This window comes from Microcystis sp. MC19 (assembly GCF_003019735.1).
Classification (GTDB): Bacteria; Cyanobacteriota; Cyanobacteriia; order Cyanobacteriales; family Microcystaceae; genus Microcystis.
In genome coordinates this window covers 1,751,988-1,773,129 of record NZ_CP020664.1, presented here as the reverse complement: position 1 = coordinate 1,773,129, position 21,142 = coordinate 1,751,988, and the positions used below count along the sequence as shown (strand labels likewise).

Here is a 21,142-nt window from a genome sequence, read left to right as displayed (position 1 = left end):
AGCTTCCCACACCCCACACCCCACTTCCCCACTTCCCCACACCCCACACCCCACACCCCACACCCCACTTCCCCACTTCCCCACACCCCACACCCCACTTCCCCACACCCCAATTCATAATTCATAATTCATAATTCATAATTCATAATTCATAATTCATAATTCCCACACCCCACTTGCGTCTAAGGTTAAACTTTAATTCCTAGTACCTGTGTATGGGTTCCCCGCGCTTGGGTGACACCGATGGTTCTTTCCGATGCTTCAATCATCGGCCGACGCAAACTAACGACAATAAACTGCGCTTGTTGTGCTTGTTTTTGAATCATTTTAGCCAATTTTTCTACATTGGCCCCATCTAAAAACATATCCACTTCATCAAACGCATAAAAGGGAGAAGGACGATATCTTTGTAGGGAAAAAATAAAGCTTAAAGCGGTTAAAGATTTTTCACCTCCAGACATGGAACTTAATCGCTGTACGGGTTTTCCTTTCGGATGTGCCACCAGATTTAAGCCACCATTAAAGGGGTCATTTTCGTCTTCTAGTTGTAAGTAACCATCGCCATCGGACAGGGTGGCAAATATGGTCTTAAAGTTTTCGTTCACAGCAGTAAATGCTTCCTGAAAAGCATTAAATCTGAGGGTGGTAAAGTTTTCTATCCGTAAAAGTAGTTCGGTTCTTTCTCCTTCTAGAGTTTGCAGTTTTTCTGATAGTTCATCTAATCTCTCTTTAGTTTTTTGGTATTCTTCTAAAGCTAACATATTCACAGGTTCTAAAGCTGCCAATTTCTTTTGTAACTGCCGAATATCGCTTTGAATTTTCTCGAAATCTCGCTCACTTTCGGGAATTTCTGGCAAGGGATTAGGTAAGTCGCTTTCTAGTTGACTAATTTCTGTCTGTAAAGTGGTTAGTAATGCTTGTCTTTCCTCTTGATTGTTGACTAACTTTTCCGATTGCCAGATAGCCTGTTGTTGCTGGTTTTGTTGTTGTCGCAAAACTGTCTCTAATTGGTCTCTTTTTTGCTTGGTTTCCCCTAGTTGTCGGGATAATTGCTGTAAAGCTTGATTGATTTCTAAAATATGGTGATCAAGTTTTTCTATCTCCAGATTACCGATATTTCTCTGATTAACTGCATCGGTGATTATTTTCTCAATCTCAATAATTCTATCCGCAGACTCTTGACTTTTTTCCTCTAGTCTGATTTGTTGACTTTGCAGGTCTTTTAACTGTTCGCGGACTGTAGCGAGGTGATTTTCTTGGGTTTTTAACTGCAATTCTTGACTGCGAATTATTCCCTGTACCTGTTGCCATTCGCTATGGGTATGATTGGCCTCTAAAGCAGTTAATTTTTCCTGTTCTTGCTGTAAGGATAACTCTAAATCAGGAATTTCTCTGGTTAATATTTCTAACCGTTGACGAGAAATAGTCATTTCCTCTTGCTGACCCGATAATTGACGGGTTAAATCCTCTTTTTCTGTGGTTAAACGTTGTAAATCCTTGCTTAATTGTTGTAGAGATAATTGATTTTCCCGATGACTTTGACGGGTTTCGGTTAACTGTTGGGTTAACTGACTGATAAGATTATTAACTTGAGTAATTTTTTCTTCGTTGCGGGTAAGAATGCGATCGATTTCTGCTAATCTTTCCCGTAAAGATTCCGCTTCACTAGACTCCTTGGGAGAAATTTTACCAAAACGTAGCCCCGATCGCGTCGGTTGGCTGCCTCCGGTCATAGCGCCAGTCATCTCTAATAACTCGCCATCCAAAGTAACGATGCGATATTGATTGATATAATAACGGGCAGAATCTATATCCTCGAAAACCACGGTACTGCCAAAAATATAGTTAAAAACCTCCCGATACTGGGGTTGAAACTTAACCAAATTCACCGCTAAATCCAGATAACCCCGCGCATGACGCAGAGAGGAAATATCCTGGGGACGGGGAGGACGAATTTTATTCAGGGGTAAAAAAGTGGCCCTACCGATGCGACGCTGTTTTAGCAAGGCAATTCCGGCAGCCGCAACGCTATCATCTTGGACGACTACATGACCTAAACGACCTCCGGCGGCGATTTCCAGAGCAATTTGATAACGTTCCTCTACTTCCCCCAATTGTGCCACTAATCCGCAGATTCCGGGCAAATCTGACTGTAACAATATTTGAGTAGCATAGGTTCCCTGGGCCTCCTGTTGCGCTTGCTTGGTCGCTTCCAGTTTATCTAATTCCCTCTGTTTGTCCCGTTGTTCCTTGAGCAGACGTTTTTGGGTGTCCTGACTGATGACGCGATTTTGTTCGGCAATGGTGAGTTTTTGGGCTAAATTTTGGATATCGGGTTCCGATTGATTAATTTTTTGTAATATTTCTTGACTTTCTTCTGTTTTTGTGCTAATAACTTGCTCTAATTCTTGCAGACGTTGACCAGCTTCTACTATATTAGTTTGCAATCGATCGCATCTTTCGGTCAATTGGGCCCGTTGGCTACGGTAGGGGTTTAATTGTTCCTGAAGACGGGTAATATTGCGGGAAAGGTCACTTTGTTCTTTTACCCAAGCTTCTGACGCTTCCGCGAGACTACTTGCTTGCAGACGATGGGTTTCTAGGGTTTCCCTTGCGGTTTGGGTTGTCCGTAGGAGATTGGGTAAAATTTCAGTTTCTAAACGGCTTTTTTGGGCAGTAATCTGGTTTAATTCGCGATTATAGCGATTAATTTCCTCTAAAAGTCTGGTTTTCTGTGCCTGAGATTCTTTTTCGAGGTTTTCTAACTCTTTTTGTCGTTGTTGCTGTTGTTGTCGTTTGGCCTGTTGACTCGCTAATCGGGAAGTTAGGGACAGGTGTTCATCTTCCCCGAAAGCTTTGACCTGTTGATTGAGTTTCTCTAATTCTTGACTATTTTGGGCGATTTGTTCGGATAAATTGGCGATAGTCTCCGTTAAAACCTGTTTTTCCCTTTCCCCAGCTTGAATTTGTCCTTGTACTTGCTGGCAGCGCTGCTGGAGATTTTGCCAATGCAGGACAATTTCCCATTGTTGTTTTTCTTGGACTTGGGCCTTGAGTTTTTGGTATTTTTCGGCTTTAATGCGATCGAGTGCTAATTTCTCCAGAGATTTTTGCAATTCTGTGGCAATAATTTGGCAGCGTTCTTCCCTTTCTTTAACCGAATCGATATTCTCCTTAGTTTTCTCAATTTTGCGGTCAAATTCGGCTACTCCTGCCAATTCGTCGATAATTTCTCGTCTTTCCTTGGCATTCATGCTGATAATTCTGGTTACGTCCCCCTGTAACACCACGTTATACCCTTCGGGATAGATGCGTAAACGGTTTAATTGGTCGTGAAGTTCGCTAACCGTACAGGTTTCCCCATTGATATAGTAGGTAGAAGTATAGCTGCCACCCTTAGCCACTTTTAAGCGTCGGGAAACCGTCCAATCCCTATCGGTTGCGTCAGGAATATCGGCAATATCAAAAGTCACCGAGACACTCGCTTCGGTACTATGACGTTGACTGTTATAGCTGTGATTGACTAAATCCGGTAATCTTTCGGCCCGCATTCCCTTGGAAGTAGCTAATCCCAAGCAAAATAGCAATGCGTCGAGAATATTCGACTTTCCCGAACCATTTGGACCAGAAACCACCGTAAACCCCGGTAAAAAGGGTATAGGAGTCGTTCCCCCGAAGGATTTGAAGTGTGAGAGTTCGACCTTTTTGATGTAAACCATGGCGATAAGCAAAAAGTAGGAAAGCTGTCAGCTGTCAGCTGGAATCGATAAGGGATAACTCCGGTTTATCCTTGACAATATCCTCAGACTTGACCGGAGATGACAACACCCTTATAGAAAAATATAGCTGATAGTCCCCTTAGATGGCTTGAATCCATTCTTTGACTTGGTACTCTGTCCAGATGCCATTTTGCCAGTAGGGATCCGCTTCGATTAATTCTCGCACTTCTGACTCGCTGGCTGCCTGATAAATTGCGAAAACTTGGCTTAAATCTGCCGTTGGTCCGATAGTAATGAGAATTCCCCGTTCTTTCTGTTGATTTAATCCCTCTAGATGCGCTTGACGATAGGGTGCGCGTTTTTCCAGCACGTTTTCACAATAACTACCCCAGATAACAAATTTCGGCATATTTGACCTGTACTCTCTTGATCTGTTGCTATTTTACGATCGAATCGTCAATCAGACTAAATCGCTATGGAAAAGTGGGGGGGTACACAGAATCTACATTTTACTATAGCGGTTTTCACAGAAGTGAGTCCCGATTGAAACGCTGAAACGCCTATCTATCGATGGATTTACTATACCTCATTAGACTGAAAAACGCTATATATAGATTAGCTAATCCAGATAGGTTTTCTATTGTATTTAAGTAGGTGGGTGGAATTAAATATAAGATGAAAGTAGGTTGGGTTGAAGCATGAAACCCAACGCCTAACCATTACCATTTGTCCTCCAAGATTGAGTTAGTATAACAAATACAGTCACTCACTCAAAGTTAATCCGTTCTCGTTCGACAACTAAAGGCCTTTTTAAAATTCTCATGTGCATTAAGCCAATGTATTCCCCAATAATACCGATAAAAAATAGTTGCACAGAAGCGAGTAAAAATAGTCCGATCATGATTGGTGCGGTTCCTAAAGGGAAATAATCCCAGAACAACAATTTGGCGATTAAATAACCTAACGCCACTACCAGACTCAAGAGGGACAAAGCAAAGCCTAACATGGTGGCCAGTCTGAGGGGAACTTGGGAGTGACTGGTAATACCCAGCATCGCCTCGCTATAGTATCGATAGAAGTTGTAACTACTAATACCCCGTTTTCGCCGTTGTTGTTGATACTCAAAAGAGAAACTTTCAAAACCCAACTCTTCGATCAGTCCCCTAAAATAGGGATAGGGATCATTAACCTCTCGTAGAACATCGATGACTTTGCGATCGTATAAACCGAAACCTGTAAAATTTCTAGTAATTTTTATATCTGAAAGATTGTCCATTAAATAATAAAAAATTTGTCTGGCAAAATAGAAAAAAGATCCTTCTTTCATCGGCGTTTTAAACGCCTTAACAACTTTATAGCCTTCTTCCCACTTCTTGACAAATTCTAGGATTAATTCGGGAGGATCTTGCAGATCTGCTACAATAGGAATAACCGCATCTCCGTAACACTGAAGAATCCCATAGTAACCAGAACGAACGGGACCGAAATTTCTAGCATTGACGATGACCTTTACCCCGGGGTCTTTTTGAGCAATTTTTTTTAATTCATCTACAGTTTTATCTTGGGAAGCGTTATCGATAAAAAGATGTTCATACTCATAGTTAGGTAACTGATTAAAGACTTCTTTAACTCGCAGGTAAAGGTCTTCAATATTTCCTTCTTCATTATAACAAGGGGTCATAATCGTAATTTTCTTCATTATTTCGAGCCTTCCCTAAAAACAAATAGTTTCATTAGAATAAAAGAGATGACAGCCAAGGGAAGAACCAAGATAGCACCCGCGATTAACATTTTAGTTTTTTGCTCGATGCCAATATCAATAGCATCAACAATTCTCAGGGCCTCAACGTTCAACAAGAAAGTCACCACATAAACTAAGACAAAACGAAAAATCAATTTGTTGTTTTTGCTACCAAAAACTAACTTTCCCGTGGTTTGAAAGTTAAATAAAACTCCCAGAATGGTAGCCAGCAAGACAGCGTACTTATAATTCAGTCCTATCAGTATAAGACTACCATATAAAAAATAACCAAACAGGGTATTTAGTGCGCCAACCAGCAAAAAACGGGCAAATTTATGTTTTTTAATCAGGTTAACCAATTTAGCCTTTTTGATCAGATACATTAATTTACAGGTAAACCCCCCATAACATGACAATGGTTTGGCAACATAATCGGCAAGGCAGCTATAAGAACTGTTTTGATGCCATAATTGCTACTCTATATTTTATCATTATAACTCCACTGAGCAATTTTGCAAATTATCCTTGACAAAGATAGCAATATGGTGTAACATGGCTAAAAACATTCTTTAGACCGAGATATATGAGCACCTGTAGGCACGCCAGTGGGATTTATAGTTGAGAGAAAAGGGTTCATTTCCCGTATCGATTACTTACCTGATGCTCAAGATGATGGTCGGGAGGGAGTTGGGATTATTGCCTATAAACCTTAAAACTGATATGAAAATCCAAAACATATTTTTTGATCTAGATGGTACATTGATTAATTCGTCAAGGGGAATTAAATATTCTCTAACAAAGGCGTTGTCATCTGTACTTCCAGACTTTGCTCTAGATCAGATTTCTACAAGCTTAATTGGCCCCCCTGTGGCCGAAATGTTCAAACAGATGATCGGCAATGCTGATCCAGATCTGATTGATGATTTAACCCGGGAGTTTCGCAAAAGCTACGATAGTGAAGGTTGGGAAAAAACTGATATCTATGAAGGAGTTGTAGAAACTCTTTGCCAATTGTCCGACTTTAATATTACAATGTTTATTGTTACTAACAAGCCTAGCCACCCAACCTTTAAGATTTTAGATCATCTCCAGATGCTACATTTTTTTGCCGATGTTGTATCTCCAGATACGGGAACTCATCCCTATTCCTCTAAATCGGCAATTTGTCAACATATCTTGACAAAGTATCAAATCAATCAACAATCTGCTATGTTGGTGGGAGATTCTCGTGATGATGCTCAGGCAGCCAAATCCTGTGGACTTAGTTTCATTGCCGCCACCTATGGCTATGGAAAAGTACACGAATCTGAAACTTCCGAGCAGTTATGTAAAATTTATAGTTTTCCCGAATTGATAGGTCTAATCAAGCATTAGCTTTTCATGCAAGGGAATAATAGAGTCTAATTTTAAGGAGGATTATCCAATGTCTATTAACCGCGATATTTTTGACGAACTCTTTGTTTTAGAACTTGCCAATAATCATTGGGGTAGTTTAGAGAGAGGATTAAAAATCATCACCGACTTCTCTAGAATTGTTAGGTTTAATAATGTCAGAGCATCGATCAAGCTTCAATTCAGAGATGTGGACAATTTCATTCATCGAGATTTTCGGGACAGGGCTGATATTCGCTATATCAAAAAAACTCTCGATACAAAAATGACAGAAGATGATTACGCAACTCTAGTGAAAGCAGTACGTCAAAGTGGCTGTATTCCGATGGCAACTCCTTTTGATGAAAAGTCTGTTAATCTTTGTGCCGAACTGGGGATCCCCATTATTAAAATCGCTAGTTCAGATCTCAACGACTGGTTTTTAATTGAGAAAATTGCCGATACTCGCAAACCAGTAATTGTGTCAACCGGAGGTTCTTCTCTCAAGGATATAGATGATTTAGTCATCTTCTTTGAAAATCGTAATGTTCCTTTGGCTATTAACCATTGTGTTTCTCTCTACCCTTCCGAAGATTCTGAGCTAGAGATGAATCAAATCGATTATTTAAAAAATCGCTACCCCAATCATGTCATTGGTTTTTCAACCCATGAATATACTGATTGGACATCCTCAATGCTGATAGCCTACGCTAAAGGTGCGAGAACTTTTGAAAGGCATATCGATATTGAGATGGATGGAGTCCCTGTCTCTCCTTATTGTTCCCTACCTGAACAAGTCGATATTTGGTTTAAAGCTTTTCAAAAAGCTAAAGAAATGTGTGGCGCGCCGGGTACTCAAAAAAGAATGCCCCCTGAAAGAGAAATTAAGTATCTTGATGCGCTGGTTCGAGGGGTTTACGCTAAAAGGGATTTGCCAGAAGGTTACATTCTCAACCATGACCGCATCAATGAAGATCTATACTTGGCGGTTCCTCTCCAGAAAGGACAGATTTCTTGCCGGGAGTTAATGTCAGGAGAAATATTAACTAGGGCCTGCAACAAGGATGAACCGATTATGATTGACTCCATTGATAGCCCTTATTCAACTAACGATAATCTCAGAAAGATTATCTATCAACGGGGTATTTAAAATTATGACTATTCTGGACTTTGTTTGATATAGCGGTAAGCGCTTGAGTGAGATACAGACCAAGCTTTGCCTAGCATGGTTTATAGCTTGTGACACTGTACCTAATACGACTGCACACCGCTATAATCTTTGATAATCAGTGCTTGTCATTCGTAGGAGTCTTGCTAGGCAAGGCTTTGGGGACTGTATTTCTGGACAATTTCCCTATTCTTCTTACCCTGCACACAGAAACGAGAAGAGCCAACCCCCCGAACGGTTCAGATTAGGCTATAATTGCGATTGACCTCCGTAAACCATTCAAAGAGTCATGACAAAAACAGCTTTAGTCACTGGTGCCTCTCGGGGAATCGGCGAAGCCATTGCTATTGAGTTAGAGGTGAGAGGAATATTGGTACTGAGACCTAAAAGGGAAGATTTAGATCTTTGTGACATGGAATCCGTTCAGGGTGGTGATTCTGTAGTAGTGATGGCGGCTTAATCCTTTGCCAGTTGTGCATTGTAGTCATGGATAAAATACCAAACAGCCCCAACGTGATTCTCCATTTTTTTAGAGAAAGATAGACTCTCTCTCACCAACCGAGAAATCCTTTGTCGAAAGGTATTATTTAATCTTTCAATATGATTAGTTTGACCAGTTTCTTTCCCGACTGGTCGATGACGTTTACTGGGAATTACTGTCTTATATGACTCCCAAAAGTCTGTGTAAGCAACTGCACATTGTCGGTAAACACCTGGTAAACTAGCCCAAAGTTTTTTGGCTGATTGACGACTCCTATCTCCTAAATAGCAACCAATAATTTCTCTTGTATTTCTATCAATTGCCAGCCAAATATAGACCTTTATCGTCTTAGAAAAAACAAAAGACCACATTTCATCACATTCTATAACCAATTTACCTTTTGGTTTGTCCGAAACCTTTATTTGACGGGGGACAGCCGCCAGTTTATTGTTGACATAATTTTGTAACCATGACCAACTTACCCCTGTTACTCTAGCAATTCCTCGTAAGGAAATTCGTTCGAGCAAGAGTTTATCAATTAATTGTTTGGTTTCGTCAGAGACGGTTTTATTAGTGGGATTGATCACAAACTGACGACCACATTCTTTACATTGACGTTTGGGTTTTCCATTATGAATAGAACCATTCTTGATCGTATGGTGAGAACCACAATTAGGACAGGGGAACGGAGGTGAACTAGGGGGGGGACTTTGTTCGGTGCTAGACTGATATTTCAGTAAGCCAGACAGGAGCCAGAAAAAGATATTTATCAGAAAAGTCATGATCAAGCTAGAGGTTTAAAGACTGATTCGAGCCAATTATTTTTATTAATAAATATTTTACACAATTCATACCAGGTAAGCAAGAGAGCTACGCCACTACTACCGAATCATTACCCCGTTCAGAAGTTCGTCGCCGAGCATTCTTCGGATTCTGTGGACATTCTGGTCAATAATGCCGGAGAAAATGTGGTTCAACCCCTAGCTGAAGTTGATTTTCAAACTTGGTCGACAATTCAGAATATCAACTTAAATGCTCCCTTTCTATTGATGCAGCACTTTGGAGTTGGAATGTGCCAAAAAAGAAATGGCCGTATTCTCAATATCGCATCTTTGTTTAGCTTTTTATCGAAAGCGGGCAGAGCCTCATACACATCTTCAAAGTCGGGACTTCTAGGTTTGACACGAACGGCGGCTATTGAATGGGCGCCCTACAACGTCATGGTGAACTGTCTGAGTCCTGGTTTCGTGAACACGGAACTCACGCGCAAGAACAATACTGATGAAAAAATTAAGGAAATTTCATCGTTGATTCCAGCTGGAAGAATGGCTGAACCCAGTGAAATTGCGAAAACAGCCGCTTTTTTAGTGTCAGAAGAAAATTCCTATCTTACGGGTCAAAACATCGTTGTGGATGGTGGAATTTCGATTCTTTAGATTGTTTAGAGAAAGAGGAACTATGAACGAAAAAATGATTTTTCCAACCCCAAGTAGCTTTAAAATTAAGTCAGCCCAGAGGGAATATCCAGTTGAGTTTTCCCCTACAGTTGAAGATATTGCCCAAAAAGTATCTCAGATCAAAAATCGGCTCTTTATCATTGATCAGAACGTCCGCAAGCTTTATGGTCAGACTCTTGAACCAATCATGAACGGGTTTCCAGTTTTAGAAATTGAGGCCACCGAAGACGCAAAAACTTTTGGTGGAATTGAAAAAGTTTTAAACTGGCTGAGTGAAAACAAATGCACAAAAGCCAACCACTTGGTCGCCATTGGTGGCGGAATTATTCAGGATATTACCACGTTTTCAACCTGCATTTTTTTCCGAGGCATTCCTTGGACATTAGTTCCAACGACCCTATTGAGTATGTCTGACAGTAGTATTGGAGCTAAATGCGGAATTAACCTGAAAACTTTTAAGAACCAGTTGGGGGTTTTCAATTCGCCCTATGCAATTCTGATTACACCAGAGTTCTTAAAAACTCTGTCAATCGATGATATCAAGTCAGGATACGGTGAAATATTAAAGTTGCATTTAACTGGAGGGTTTGAAAAGTTCGTGGAGCTTGAAAAAGATCTAGAACAACAAGAGGAGCTGCTATCACCTGCCACTGCCAAACATATTTACGATAGTTTGATGGTTAAAAAGAAGGTCATTGAAGAAGATGAGTATGAATCTGATCTCCGTCGAATCCTTAACTACGGGCATACTTTTGGCCACGCTCTGGAAGCTGAAACCAATCATTTCGTACCCCATGGACTTGGAGTCATGTGGGGAATTGATTTCGTAAATTTCTTTGCCTTTGAAAAAGGCTGGCTTGAGAAAAGTAAATACAGCCGTATTAAGAAGGTTATTCTCAATCACTTTGGATTTAAGAACACCAAGTTTGTCTCAGCAGAAGGGCTTTTAACGGCCGCTCGTCGAGATAAAAAGGCGGCGAGTGCTTCCGAAGTAAACATGGTGTACTTCACCGAGAACAATTGTCTTGAGATTAAAAAAACTGCATTGGACGAAGAATTTAAGTCTCTACTGGAAAGGTATTTGTTGAATGAAGATGTTTTTTATCGGTCTTGATCTAGGGGCGACTTATATTAAGTCAGCCCGGATTGATGCTGAAGAATTTTCAATGAATGGAATCGAGCGAATTCCTTTTCCTTCGTTTGACGGAAACTATGGAAAAACTGTTTCCATGCGTCGAATCCTTGACAGCGTTTCGCAAGCCATTCAAGTCCAGTTAAGTAGCCATCCCGAAAAGTGCCAGGGCGTTCTTCTTAGCAACCAGATGCACGGACTTGTTCTCATGAGAGAGAAAGACTTTTGTTCTCCCTTTATCTCTTGGCAAGACCTGCGATGTCTGGAGAGCGAGGATGGTGTAAGCTCGTTTCAAAAATTGAAAAATCGCTTGGGGATATTTTCTGTTCTTCATGAGACCGGTGAGTACCTGCGGCCAGGATTTCCGATCACGCAGCTTTTTCGGCTCCAAGGTATGGGAGAGAAGCTAGGAGTTGTTTGTGATCTGGGATCGGCGATCGTGTCGGCTCTCATCGAGAATCCTGTTCAGCAGCTCCACATAAGCAATGCCGCAGCTACAGGATGTTGGGACATTAAGAAGGGCGATTGGCATCGGGATATTATTCGAACTGCTAAGATTGATTGCTTCGACTGGCCTGGTGTAGTGGTCGGAGAAGAAGTACTTGGATACCTGAAATGGGGGGGGCGCACAATACCCGTATATCCTTCCGTTGGAGATCAGCAAGTGAGTCTTTTAGGAGCGGGTTTATGGCGAGATGATCAAGTTTCATTCAACATCGCAACAGGCAGTCAAGTGAGTCGCCTGAGTTCTGAATTTCAGGTTGGAGATTTTCAAACGCGCCCCTATTTTCAGGGACGCTATCTTCAAACAATTACACATCTTCCAGCTGGACGCGCTCTGAATGCTCTGCTCAAGCTATTCACTGAGTTGAGTCCCCAACTCGATTTGGATCTAGCTTGGACAGAGGTGACTCGAAAAGTTGATCATGATCTTAGCTTTTCATCTCGATTGAAAGTCAATCTGGGGTTTTTCCCAAGTGCGATCGGCAATGAAGGCTCACTGACGGGACTGACTGAGGAAAATCTAAATGTCTCTTCAGTCCTTAAGGCTTGCTTCGTTTCGATCGTCCAGAACCATATCGAAGCACTCAAGCGAATCAATCACGACTCTCGTCAGATTTCTGAGTATATTGGTTCAGGGGGAATCATGCAAAAAAGTAGATTTTTACAGTCGGCCTTTTACAATTATCTGGGCGAGCCCATTAGGCTTTCCGAGCAATCAGAAGATGCCCTTTGGGGTTTAGCCAGTCGGGCGCGAGAAATAGCCCGTTAACTCAACCTGTATTTGGGCTTGCAACCTCTTTGTCACCTCTTGAGAGCCGTCCCACATTGATGATGAGTCATTCAGTCAAGGGCGCAACAATCATATTACTCATAAACTCATCTCGATCTAGGAAGGGGGATAAATCTTCTAAGGGAGAAGATACCATGCGCCCATCATCCAAGCGACGAGAAGACAACTTAGGAGCAAAGGGTTGATTGAGGTCAAGAAACACCTCGCAGATCTGAGAACCTTCCCCGGCAAGGGTTTCTTGAATAGCTTCCCGCATAGTTGCGTGTTCTCGGCAAAGTCGGTAAGGAATCCCATAGGCCGCCGCCAACTTTTCAAAACTGGGAAAGGTCACGCCACTTTCCGGTCCACAACCGACAATATTATCGGCAAAGAAATTCTGCTGAGTTTGACGAATCGAGTGATAGCCTTGATTATTGAGGACAAAAATCTTGATAGGCAGTTGATATCCCACCAGGGTTTGTAATTCTTGTAGGTTTAATTGAATGCTGCCATCTCCCGCAATACAAATCACTCGCCGCTTACCACTGGCAATACAGGCCCCAATCGCCGCGGGTAGATCGTATCCCATGGAGGCACAACCAGAGTTAGTATAGAGGCGCTGTCCCTCTTTGATTGATGCCGCTTGAAATGTCGTCACACAAGCAGTTCCATCACCGGTCACGACTATTTCTCCCGGGGGGAGTTCCTTAAAGAGTGCTTGAGCAAAGCAATAAGGGTTAACTGCCCCTTGTGTTAGCCAATATTCGGGTAAGACAGTAGGATATTTTTCCTTACGAATCAAACACCAGTCTAGCCACTGTTGATGGTGTTGTGTTGGCTCAACTTGATGTTGCAGTAAATGCGCCAAGAAGTCGGCTACATCGGCATGAACAGGTAAATCTGGCTTGAGCGTTGGCTTTTTCAGTTCTGATTCGTCAATATCCACGATAATTTTATAGGCTTCCCGGGCAAAATTTTCCCAGTTATAGCTCACCTGGCGGATGTTGAGCCGGCAACCTAAAACTAATAGGAAATCAGAATTTTGGACGGCAAAATTACCAGGGCGATCGCCGACCGTGCCTGGCCTACCAATATAGTAAGGATGATCGTTCCAGATCAGATCGTGAGCGTTCCAAGCTGTAACTACGGGGATTTTCCAAGTATTCACTAAGCGCAGGAAGTCTTCATAAGCCCTCCCTAAACGAATTCCCGATCCGGCGTAGATAACCGGGCGTTCGGCGGTTTTCAGTCGGTTGATAACTTGTTCACAGGTGGCTGCTAGATTGGTAGTAGTATATCTGATCGCATCTTCTTTAGGGTCGTAGCCCGGTAGAGATGTGGGATCAATCTTAGCTCCTTGAACATTCATCGGGATATCCAACCAGCACGGACCAGGACGGCCAGATTGAGCCAGATGTAATGCTCTTTCGAGATGGTAGCGAATTGACTGGGGGTCTGTCACCATCACCGCGTATTTGGTGATCGGTTCCACCAATTTAACAATGTCAATTTCCTGATCTCCCAATTGTCTGAGGGGTAAGTCTGTACTTCTGACCACGGTTTCCCATTTCACCTGTCCGGAAATAACGATCATACCGACGGAATCTGTCCACGCTCCATAGACTCCGGTAATGGCATTAGTTCCCCCCGGTCCTGTGGTTACATTCAGGGCGGCTAGGCGATTGGTTAACCGATAGTAGCTTTCGGCGGCCATGGCACAAGCTTGTTCGTGATGGCAACAGGTGTAGGATAGTCCTGAACAGCGCCCGAAAGCATCATTCAGGTGCATCGCCCCACCACCAGTAAGCAAGAAAACATCATGGATGCCATGTTCTACAAGGGTTTGGGCGATATAGTCGGCAACTCTCATCGGGGTTTCGCTCTTAGATTCGCTAATTTGGTTGACATCATTATATAGGATGTAAGTAGATTAACACCCAGTATAATAATTTTAGCGATATTAAAGATATCGATTGACATTTTTTTTGAAACCCATGCTAGTCAATGATTTCAGAATTATAATTTTTACCTTGATATACTCGACAAGATTAATAAAAAGAAATTTCACCGATAAAATAGAGCTAAGTTCGCCTTTGCTCATCTCAATAAAATAACTGGGTTAGGCAGCTGCATTTTTTGGATAGCATTGTAAATAGCTTCTTGAGATAAAATTGAGGTTACAATAATCGGCTGTCTCATCTCTCTCAATTGAATTTGATGGGGTGATAGCACCGTAATCCCTGAAATAACACTACCTTGATTAATGGGATTTCCATCAACAAAAGCAACTATATTGGCTTTTGCCAGTGAAGTTTCGGCCAGTAGTTTCATGGCTAATTGTCCCGTTCCCCAAACAATAACATCGGCAGCATCCTCTAACACTGACTGTAATTTAAGATCAATATCAGTCATAATTTTTTTTGAGCTTTCAATATAAAGCAGGATTCTTTGTTTGAGCATTTTGTCCTGAGCAATTACCAATTCCGATGAATTAGACTCTTGCTTCTGCCAAAAGCTATAAATGGCTGGATAAGACATCCCTGGAGAAACCTCAAAGACTTTTTCGCCGATTAACTTATTGGTCAATCCAAATTGAATTAATAAATTTGATAAATGGGGATGATAAAAATGATTAATATGTTCAGTATTAAAATCTTGAAAAGGGGCAAAAACATGATCAACATATCCCGAAGCATTGGGAACTTCTACATATAGATATCCCCCGACTTTGATTAATTGTTCTATTAATTTTACAGAAAATTTCAGATCCTGTATATGCTCTAACACATGAGAAAGAATGACAAGATCAAAATCTCCTAAATCTTGAGGCGGCGTAAAAATAGAACCAGCATAAGCTTCTATTCCGTAAAGCTGTTTTGTATTCTCAACACAAGCAGGAGATGGATCTAAACCACATAAATTGTTATATCCTAGTTTTTTAAGATAGCCTAATAAACCACCATTGGCACAGCCAATATCTAAAATGCGAATGCTCTTATCTGGTAAAAATTCAGCAATACATTCAGCCGTTTTTTGAAGTCGGGCGGCATCATAGGGAGACTCCCCTCCTCCCGTAGCTGTTTTTTTGTCCTCGTATTTGGATAATTTGGCGTAAAAAACATCATAATCTTTCTGACTTACTGTTGTATCAGCATAGACGAAACCACATCGATCGCAACATAGTATATCATATCCATTTGAGAGGGGATGACCTTCAGGTAAAACAAAATTTTGTGTGTGAAGAATCTCCCCATTTTCTTCTTGACAAATTGGACAATTCCGCAGTGATTTTTTCTGATTCATGGTGTAAATCCTAAAATTTCGATGAATTATAACTAGCTGTTCGGATAATTGATTCCCCTAGGGAAATCAAGGGTTTAAGTTGTAACTCAGAAAAGGCTCGTTTTACTGAAGGAACGTAACGTTCAGCAGGTTTACCCGGGATAGGTTCTTTAGCTATAATTACCTCAACTTTTGATGCAAATGTACTGGCAACAACTTTTGCTAATTCAGCGATAGTTAAATCCTCATCTGAACCGACATTGTAAGGGTAGCATGATTTTCCCTTAAACAAAATTGTCCACAGCCAAATCGCCAAATCTGCCGCATAGAGGTAAGAACGATAAGGACTACCATCCCCCTGGATGAGAATCGGCCCCTCCGTCATACCATCTCGAATGAAATTACCAATAGCAAAATGGGTATCCAGTGGCAAATAGGGACCGACAAAGGCAAAGCAACGAGCAATTTTCGTTTCTAATCCCTGTTGTTTAGCATAAAGAGTACAGAGCATTTCTGCTGCCCGTTTTCCTTCTGCATAAGCATAACCCGGATTAGTTAAATCAGGAGAGCCTAAATAGTCTTCAGAAACATGGGTTATCTCAGGGGGTTGTTTGCCATAAACGGCACCAGAACTGGTTAATAAGAACTTTTTAGCCTGACAAAATTTAGCAAATTCTAAAGTATGCCTTGTTCCCTCAATAATCGTATCAAACATTAGTAAGGGATCTTCTTGATTGAGCTTGGCACTCGCTTCAGTGGCACCATGAATAATATAAGAAAACTCTCCTTCAGGAAACTGAAATGACCTAACATCACCGCTATGGAATTGAATAGCGGTATGATTGGCTAAATGAGGAGCTTTTTGCCTGAAACTATCAGGATTCCTGGTTAAAACCACTGCCGATGCTTTTAAGTCTAGCTGATCATTGGCCCAGATAAAACTCTCTAAAAGCCAGCAGCCAAAAAAGCCTGTACCTCCGGTAATAAATATCCGCTGTCCCCGCAATTCCTCCCACAGGGTTTTAGTATGGGCAAGAATGTGATTTAAGTCATTTGTTAGGTTAGGTTGCATCTTCAGCCCCGAATCATTACCAAGATTCCTTCCATGATTTTATCAGCATTTGACAAGTCTCCTACAAGGTTTCTGGTTCAACGCCTAATTCTCTTAATTTTTCAGCTAATTTTTGCCGTAACATTCGCTCCTGTTCGAGTTGATATTCAGTTTGTGCGACTCGTTCACTCCCCCATAATAACAGATTGCCCGACTTATCCCACCAGCGCAACCAATAGGCTGTTACTTCCGCTTTTTTTCCCTGCCAGACTCCCAAAAATAAGTTAATCTCTGCTATCCAATAACGATTGTTTTCATTAGGTTTTTGTTGTTCATATCTTCCTTGATTCAATCGATAAATTTCTAATTCTCCGGTTTTTGGCTGAAATATTCCATAGACAGGTACTTGTAAGATTTGCTCGTAAAAATACCATTTTCCATAGGGATAGTGAGGATTGATGGAATACTCACCCCCTTCGGTTTCCGAGATAAACTCTAGGACAATTTCTGGAATTTCTCCTTCGAGGTGGGGAGTGTAACTGCGCCGAATTTCTCCACTAGCAATGGGTTTTACTGAGGGAATATAAACCCAATCAGGTGCTTTGACAACTGTTTGAGTTTTAACGGTAGCACACAAGCCAAAATTAGAGGCAATTAGCATCGATTCTAGAATTAGTCCTGCTAATTCTAGGGATTCCCGTAAAGCTGCTGCTAATAGGGGTTGCAAGTTGTTGTCCACAGGTTCGTCAGGTAGAATAAAATCATCTGGCAGTTTTTCCCAGGTGATTGTCGTTGATTTTTTGAACAAATTAATTGTAGATGGTGTCATTGTCGTAAACAGTCCCTCCTATATTTAATAAGCTCTCATAAACTGTCCACGACTAAGTAGGTGCATTAAATTAATTATCAAATAGACCTGTAGGTGGACAATGCCTGCAATTAGTTCATACACTATCATCAACTTCAACTCCTAGCGCTCTTAATTGTGCCGCCAAGCGTTCGGCCCGTTGCTTTTCTTGCTCGGCCTTCAGTTTTTCCTGTTCGGCCCGTAGTTTTTCCTGCTCGGCCCGTTGCTTTTCCTGCTCGGCCCGTTGCTTTTCCTGCTCGGCTCGTTGCCTTTCTTGCTCTACTAACTCACTCCCCCATAATAGCAAATTTCCCGACTTATCCCACCAGCGCAACCAATAGGCTGTTACTTCCGCTTTTTTTCCCTGCCAGACTCCCAAAAATAAGTTAATCTCTACTATCCAATAACGATTGTTTTCATTAGGTTTTTGTTGTTCATATCTTCCTTGATTCAATCGATAAATTTCTAATTCTCCGGTTTTTGGCTGAAATATTCCATAGACAGGTACTTGTAAGATTTGCTCGTAAAAATACCATTTTCCATAGGGATAGTGAGGATTGATGGAATACTCACCCCCTTCGGTTTCCGAGATAAACTCTAGGACGATGGTAGGAATTTCTCCTTGGAGGTGGGGAGTGTAACTGCGCCGAATTTCTCCACTAGCAATCGGTTTTACTGAGGGAATATAAACCCAATCAGGTGCTTTGACAACAGTTTGAGTTTTAACGGTAGCACACAAGCCAAAATTAGAGGCAATTAGCATCGATTCTAGAATTAGTCCTGCTAATTCTAGGGATTCGCGTAAAGCTGCTGCTAAGAGGGGTTGCAGGTTATTGTCCACAGGTTCGTCAGGTAGAATAAAATCATCTGGCAGTTTTTCCCAGGTGATTATCGTTGATTTTGTCGGTAAATCAATGGCAGATGGTGTCATTGTCGTAAACAGTCCTTCCTAATATTTAATAAGCTCTCATAAACTGCCCGCAACTAAGTAGGTGCATTAAATTAATTATCAAATAGACATCTAGGTGGACAATGCCTGCAATTAGTTCATACACTATCATCAACTTCAACCCCTAGCGCTCTTAATTTTGCTGCCAAGCGTTCGGCTCGTTGCCTTTCTTGCTCTACTAACTCACTCCCCCATAATAGCAAATTTCCCGACTTATCCCACCAGCGCAACCAATTAGTAGTAAATTCAGCTTTGCTTCCTTGCCAGACTCCCAAAAATAAGTTAATCTCTGCTATCCAATAACGATTGTTTTCATTAGGTTTTTGTTGTTCATACCTTCCTTGATTCAATCGATAAATTTCTAATTCTCCGGTTTTTGGCTGAAATATTCCATAGACAGGTACTTGTAAGATTTGCTCGTAAAAATACCATTTTCCATAGGGATAGTGAGGATTGATGGAATACTCACCCCCTTCGGTTTCCGAGATAAACTCTAGGACAATTGCTGGAATTTCTCCTTGGAGGTGGGGAGTGTAACTGCGCCGAATTTCTCCACTAGCAATGGGTTTTACTGAGGGAATATAAACCCAATCAGGTGCCTTGACAACTGTTTGAGTTTTAACGGTAGCACACAAGCCAAAATTAGAGGCAATTAGCATCGATTCTAGAATTAGTCCTGCTAATTCTAGGGATTCGCGTAAAGCTGCTGCTAAGAGGGGTTGCAGGTTATTGTCCACAGGTTCGTCAGGTAGAATAAAATCATCGGGCAGTTTTTCCCAGGTAATAGTTGGTAAGGGGTTTGACTGAAGTAGTTGCATGGCTGTCATAAGTAATTTCACTAATTCAAATATCTAAAATGGGCTATAGATTTTCAGGATTGACTCCCAACTCTTTTAACTTTTGCACCAAACGTTGGCGAGCAATTTGTTCTTGCTCAAGTTCTAACTCAGCTTGTTCGGCCCGTTGACGCTCTTGCTCGGTTCGTTGCCGCTCTTGCTCGGCTCGTTGCCGCTCTTGTTCGGCTCGTTGACGCTCTTGCTCGGCTCGTTGCCTTTCTTGCTCTACTAACTCACTGCCCCATAATAGCAAATTTCCCGACTTATCCCACCAGCGCAACCAATTAGTAGTAAATTCAGCTTTGCTTCCTTGCCAGACTCCCAAAAATAAGTTAATCTCTGCTATCCAATAACGATTGTTTTCATCAGGTTTTTGTTGTTCATACCTTCCTTGATTCAATCGATAAATTTCTAATTCTCCGGTTTTTGGCTGAAATATTCCATAGACAGGTACTTGTAAGATTTGCTCGTAAAAATACCATTTTCCATAGGGATAGTGAGGATTGATGGAATATTCACCCCCTTCGGTTTCCGAGATAAACTCTAGGACAATTGCTGGAATTTCTCCTTGGAGGTGGGGAGTGTAACTGCGCCGAATTTCTCCACTAGCAATGGGTTTTACTGAGGGAATATAAACCCAATCAGGTGCCTTGACAACTGTTTGAGTTTTAACGGTAGCACACAAGCCAAAATTAGAGGCAATTAGCATCGATTCTAGAATTAGTCCTGCTAATTCTAACGATTCTCGTAAAGCTGCTGCTAATAGGGGTTGCAAGTTGTTGTCCACAGGTTCGTCAGGTAGAATAAAATCATCTGGCAGTTTTTCCCAGGTAATAGTTGGTAAGGGGTTTGACTGAAGTAGTTGCATGGCTGTCATAAGTAATTTCACTAATTCAAATATCTAAAATGGCCTATAGATTTTCAGGATTGACTCCCAACTCTTTTAACTTTTGCACCAAACGTTGGCGAGCAATTTGTTCTTGCTCAAGTTCTAACTCAGCTTGTTCGGCTCGTTGACGCTCTTGCGCGGCTCGTTGCTTTTCTTGCTCTGCCCGTTGCTTTTCCTGTTGTACTAACTCACTCCCCCACAATAACAGATTGCCCGACTTATCCCACCAACGTAACCAATAGGCTGTTACTTCCGCTTTTTTTCCCTGCCAGACTCCCAAAAATAAGTTAATCTCTGCTATCCAATAACGATTGTTTTCATCAGGTTTTTGTTGTTCATACCTTCCTTGATTCAATCGATAAATTTCTAATTCTCCGGTTTTTGGCTGAAATATTCCATAGACAGGTACTTGTAAGATTTGCTCGTAAAAATACCATTTTCCATAGGGATAGTGAGGATTGATGGAATACTCACCCCCTTCGGTTTCCGAGATAAACTCTAGGACGATGGTAGGAATTTCTCCTTGGAGGTGGGGAGTGTAACTGCGCCGAATTTCTCCACTAGCAATCGGTTTTACTGAGGGAATATAAACCCAATCAGGTGCTTTGACAACAGTTTGAGTTTTAACGGTAGCACACAAGCCAAAATTAGAGGCAATTAGCATCGATTCTAGAATTAGTCCTGCTAATTCTAGGGATTCCCGTAAAGCTGCTGCTAATAGGGGTTGCAAGTTGTTGTCCACAGGTTCGTCAGGTAGAATAAAATCATCTGGCAGTTTTTCCCAGGTGATTGGCGGTGATTTTTTGAACAAATTAATTGTAGATGGTGTCATTGTCGTAAACAGTCCTTCCTATATTTAATAAGCTCTCATAAACTGTCCACGACTAAGTAGGTGCATTAAATTAATTATAAAATAGACCTGTAGGTGGACAATGCCTGCAATTAG

Annotated in this window: 19 protein-coding genes; 6 read left to right on the top strand and 13 right to left on the bottom strand. The window is 41.5% G+C overall.

The genetic code is table 11. The features are described 5' to 3' along the window. Positions 1–188 precede the first annotated feature (188 nt). From smc to B5D77_RS09025, 4 genes are all read right to left on the bottom strand, one after another. The gene (gene smc, locus B5D77_RS09040; protein ID WP_106908693.1) at positions 189–3,719 is read right to left on the bottom strand and encodes a chromosome segregation protein SMC; all 3,531 of its coding nucleotides are present in this window, start codon (positions 3,717–3,719) and stop codon (positions 189–191) included. A 139-nt stretch (positions 3,720–3,858) separates the two neighbouring features. After that, on the bottom strand, positions 3,859–4,128 hold the full coding sequence (locus B5D77_RS09035) for a YciI family protein (protein ID WP_106908692.1): 270 nt from the start codon (positions 4,126–4,128) through the stop codon (positions 3,859–3,861). A gap of 357 nt (positions 4,129–4,485) precedes the next feature. Beyond that, complete coding sequence (locus B5D77_RS09030) at positions 4,486–5,418, bottom strand: glycosyltransferase family 2 protein (RefSeq protein ID WP_106908691.1); 933 nt, start codon at positions 5,416–5,418, stop codon at positions 4,486–4,488. Further along, positions 5,418–5,843, bottom strand: coding sequence for a GtrA family protein (locus B5D77_RS09025; RefSeq protein WP_106908690.1), 426 nt, complete (start codon positions 5,841–5,843; stop codon positions 5,418–5,420). Before B5D77_RS09025 ends, B5D77_RS09030 begins: the two co-directional genes overlap by 1 nt. Before the next feature lie 337 nt (positions 5,844–6,180). On the opposite strand from B5D77_RS09025, the gene B5D77_RS09020 reads away from it, so the two are divergent. From B5D77_RS09020 to B5D77_RS26575, 3 genes are all read left to right on the top strand, one after another. Continuing rightward, on the top strand, positions 6,181–6,834 hold the full coding sequence (locus B5D77_RS09020) for an HAD family hydrolase (protein WP_159036955.1): 654 nt from the start codon (positions 6,181–6,183) through the stop codon (positions 6,832–6,834). 49 nt (positions 6,835–6,883) lie between these two features. Then, positions 6,884–7,981, top strand: coding sequence for an N-acetylneuraminate synthase family protein (locus B5D77_RS09015; RefSeq protein ID WP_106908688.1), 1,098 nt, complete (start codon positions 6,884–6,886; stop codon positions 7,979–7,981). Positions 7,982–8,288: 307 nt separating this feature from the next. Beyond that, positions 8,289–8,459 carry a hypothetical protein gene (locus tag B5D77_RS26575; protein ID WP_216824550.1) on the top strand — a complete coding sequence of 57 codons (171 nt, stop codon included), beginning with the start codon at positions 8,289–8,291 and terminating at the stop codon, positions 8,457–8,459. On the opposite strand, the gene B5D77_RS09005 is transcribed toward B5D77_RS26575, so the two are convergent. Further along, the gene (locus tag B5D77_RS09005; protein WP_254052957.1) at positions 8,456–9,262 is read right to left on the bottom strand and encodes an IS1 family transposase; all 807 of its coding nucleotides are present in this window, start codon (positions 9,260–9,262) and stop codon (positions 8,456–8,458) included. The two genes, B5D77_RS26575 and B5D77_RS09005, sit on opposite strands and share 4 nt — an antisense overlap. Here B5D77_RS09005 and B5D77_RS09000 point away from each other — a divergent pair. The 3 genes from B5D77_RS09000 to B5D77_RS08990 are packed head-to-tail and all read left to right on the top strand — an operon-like array spanning position 9,245 to position 12,342. After that, complete coding sequence (locus B5D77_RS09000) at positions 9,245–9,916, top strand: SDR family NAD(P)-dependent oxidoreductase (RefSeq protein WP_106908687.1); 672 nt, start codon at positions 9,245–9,247, stop codon at positions 9,914–9,916. The two genes, B5D77_RS09005 and B5D77_RS09000, sit on opposite strands and share 18 nt — an antisense overlap. 22 nt (positions 9,917–9,938) lie before the next feature. Further along, positions 9,939–11,051 carry an iron-containing alcohol dehydrogenase gene (locus B5D77_RS08995; RefSeq protein ID WP_159036953.1) on the top strand — a complete coding sequence of 371 codons (1,113 nt, stop codon included), beginning with the start codon at positions 9,939–9,941 and terminating at the stop codon, positions 11,049–11,051. Next, positions 11,026–12,342: a sedoheptulokinase gene (locus B5D77_RS08990; protein ID WP_106908685.1), complete on the top strand. Its 1,317-nt coding sequence runs from the start codon at positions 11,026–11,028 to the stop codon at positions 12,340–12,342. Before B5D77_RS08995 ends, B5D77_RS08990 begins: the two co-directional genes overlap by 26 nt. Before the next feature lie 67 nt (positions 12,343–12,409). Here B5D77_RS08990 and B5D77_RS08985 read toward each other — a convergent pair whose 3' ends face one another. The 8 genes from B5D77_RS08985 to B5D77_RS08950 all read right to left on the bottom strand — a co-directional run bounded on the left by B5D77_RS08985 (position 12,410) and on the right by B5D77_RS08950 (position 21,028). Next, complete coding sequence (locus B5D77_RS08985) at positions 12,410–14,212, bottom strand: thiamine pyrophosphate-binding protein (RefSeq protein WP_106908684.1); 1,803 nt, start codon at positions 14,210–14,212, stop codon at positions 12,410–12,412. A 227-nt stretch (positions 14,213–14,439) separates the two neighbouring features. Next, positions 14,440–15,645 carry a class I SAM-dependent methyltransferase gene (locus tag B5D77_RS08980; RefSeq protein ID WP_106908683.1) on the bottom strand — a complete coding sequence of 402 codons (1,206 nt, stop codon included), beginning with the start codon at positions 15,643–15,645 and terminating at the stop codon, positions 14,440–14,442. 10 nt (positions 15,646–15,655) lie between these two features. Further along, positions 15,656–16,696, bottom strand: a complete 1,041-nt coding sequence (locus tag B5D77_RS08975; protein WP_106908682.1) for an NAD(P)-dependent oxidoreductase — start codon at positions 16,694–16,696, stop codon at positions 15,656–15,658. A 61-nt stretch (positions 16,697–16,757) separates the two neighbouring features. After that, positions 16,758–17,504, bottom strand: coding sequence for a Uma2 family endonuclease (locus B5D77_RS08970; protein ID WP_106908681.1), 747 nt, complete (start codon positions 17,502–17,504; stop codon positions 16,758–16,760). A gap of 115 nt (positions 17,505–17,619) precedes the next feature. After that, the gene (locus B5D77_RS08965; RefSeq protein ID WP_106908680.1) at positions 17,620–18,453 is read right to left on the bottom strand and encodes a Uma2 family endonuclease; all 834 of its coding nucleotides are present in this window, start codon (positions 18,451–18,453) and stop codon (positions 17,620–17,622) included. A 116-nt stretch (positions 18,454–18,569) separates the two neighbouring features. Beyond that, the gene (locus B5D77_RS08960; RefSeq protein WP_106908679.1) at positions 18,570–19,298 is read right to left on the bottom strand and encodes a Uma2 family endonuclease; all 729 of its coding nucleotides are present in this window, start codon (positions 19,296–19,298) and stop codon (positions 18,570–18,572) included. 34 nt (positions 19,299–19,332) lie between these two features. Continuing rightward, positions 19,333–20,184: a Uma2 family endonuclease gene (locus tag B5D77_RS08955; RefSeq protein WP_106908678.1), complete on the bottom strand. Its 852-nt coding sequence runs from the start codon at positions 20,182–20,184 to the stop codon at positions 19,333–19,335. Positions 20,185–20,218: 34 nt separating this feature from the next. Next, complete coding sequence (locus tag B5D77_RS08950; RefSeq protein WP_106908677.1) at positions 20,219–21,028, bottom strand: Uma2 family endonuclease; 810 nt, start codon at positions 21,026–21,028, stop codon at positions 20,219–20,221. Between the last annotated feature and the right edge of the window lie 114 nt (positions 21,029–21,142).